Origin of the sequence: Helicobacter didelphidarum, from assembly GCF_003364195.1 — a bacterium.
In the GTDB taxonomy this organism is placed as follows: Bacteria; Campylobacterota; Campylobacteria; order Campylobacterales; family Helicobacteraceae; genus Helicobacter_A; species Helicobacter_A didelphidarum.
Map to the genome: position 1 here is coordinate 1 of NZ_NXLQ01000126.1, position 1465 is coordinate 1465.

General features: G+C 31.6%; 3 protein-coding genes and 1 pseudogene. All 4 read right to left on the minus strand.

Features of this window, described 5'->3' with window-relative positions; translation table 11 throughout:
• A pseudogene (locus CQA53_RS11370) lies at positions 1 to 306 on the minus strand (hypothetical protein); the annotation flags it as partial.
• Positions 285 to 800 carry a hypothetical protein gene (locus CQA53_RS11375; protein WP_115544014.1) on the minus strand — a complete coding sequence of 172 codons (516 nt, stop codon included), beginning with the start codon at positions 798 to 800 and terminating at the stop codon, positions 285 to 287. The gene CQA53_RS11375 and the pseudogene CQA53_RS11370, both read right to left, overlap by 22 nt.
• The gene (locus CQA53_RS13630; protein ID WP_281271194.1) at positions 797 to 925 is read right to left on the minus strand and encodes a hypothetical protein; all 129 of its coding nucleotides are present in this window, start codon (positions 923 to 925) and stop codon (positions 797 to 799) included. Before CQA53_RS13630 ends, CQA53_RS11375 begins: the two co-directional genes overlap by 4 nt.
• Positions 925 to 1398, minus strand: coding sequence for a hypothetical protein (locus tag CQA53_RS11380; RefSeq protein ID WP_245945914.1), 474 nt, complete (start codon positions 1396 to 1398; stop codon positions 925 to 927). Before CQA53_RS11380 ends, CQA53_RS13630 begins: the two co-directional genes overlap by 1 nt.
• Positions 1399 to 1465 lie beyond the last annotated feature (67 nt).

Below are 1465 nucleotides of genomic sequence, written 5' to 3' on the forward strand. Positions count from 1 at the left end.
AGGGTCATTATTTATTTCAATATACTTGTTATCATTTGGAGAATATATTTTTAAATCTTGACAAAATCTTGCTTCAATGGCTCTAGCATAGGCGGTGTTGTTGCCTGCTTTGTGCAAAACTTCTCCTTTTTCATCTTTAATATCACTTTGAATCTTATCATATCGTGTGATATTATCAGCTAACCATTCTTTATTTGGATTTGCAGAATCTATATTCTCATATACATAATGCAACATAGCATACGAAGCATCAGCACAATTTGCATAATCAAGTATTCTTGTAATTAATTCTCTATTTTTACCCATTTATCACCCTTCGCATTCGAAATAAATTTTTCCACTACCTTACCATCCTTTAAGACAAACTTTTTACTTCTATCTAGCAAACTACATTTTCTTTCAGTGTCCCAATGAAATCCTCTACCCTCATCACCATCTAGCCATAAGCCATGTTCTTTATATGTAAAAAGTCTCCAATATGAAATTATATGCTTTTTGCCTTGAGAATCTATAAAATACCACGCCTGTATCCAAGATGCTGTTATTCTGCTATCTATTCTTTCTTTAGCTTGTATATCTTCAGCATCCACATAATAGCCATTTGATAGCTTATCGCTACTTTTAAAGCTTGGTTGTCGCATTTCATTATTAAGCTCTGGATCAACTATATACAAACCACTCTCTTTTTCTACTAGCCTCTTAAACTTATAATATTGGGGGTCAAAAAACCTTGTGCTTACACACCCACTAAATACAAGTATTACGACTAAGATTCCAAAGATTAAATAAATCATTCTCATACGCATTCCATAGATTTGAATATAGAATCTATATCATTAAACACATAATGTAACATCGCATAACTAGCATCAGCACAATCTGCGTAATCTCTAAATTTCTGTATCATTTCTCTATTTGTTAGCATTACCATTCTCCTTTAATAAAACTACCATTTTCTTTATTATAATAAAAAACATTATTCCATGAGGTGTGATCTATGTTTTGTGTGTTTTGCCACCAAAATCCTCTACCTTCATCACCTCTTAGCCATAAGCCATGTTCTTTATATCTAAAAACTCTATAATATGAAATTATATGCTTTTTATTTGAAGAATCTATAAAATACAACATGGAAAAACGATACTCGCATATTCTGCTATTTATTATTGTCATGTCAGTGATTTCTTCAGATTTTACACGATAGCCATTTGAAAGATTTTTAAAATTTTCTTGTTGAAATTCATCAAAAAATTCTGCTTCAACTATATAAAAACCACTCTCTTTTTCTGCTAACCCCTTAAACTCATAATATTGTGGGTCAAAGTATCTAAATCCACACCCACTAAACATCACTACCACAACTAAGATTCCAATGATTGATAATATACTATAACTCATTTTCACGCCACATTCCTTAAATGAGCCTCATAGCCTGAAGCTTGTAGGGATTTATCAAGCACCTTTC

Bases quoted from the DNA above. Each gene is read 5' to 3' on its own strand.
- CQA53_RS11375 (WP_115544014.1), bottom strand. From the start codon at position 800: ATGAGAATGATTTATTTAATCTTTGGAATCTTAGTCGTAATACTTGTA.
- CQA53_RS13630 (WP_281271194.1), bottom strand. From the start codon at position 925: ATGCTAACAAATAGAGAAATGATACAGAAATTTAGAGATTACGCAGAT.
- CQA53_RS11380 (WP_245945914.1), bottom strand. From the start codon at position 1,398: ATGAGTTATAGTATATTATCAATCATTGGAATCTTAGTTGTGGTAGTG.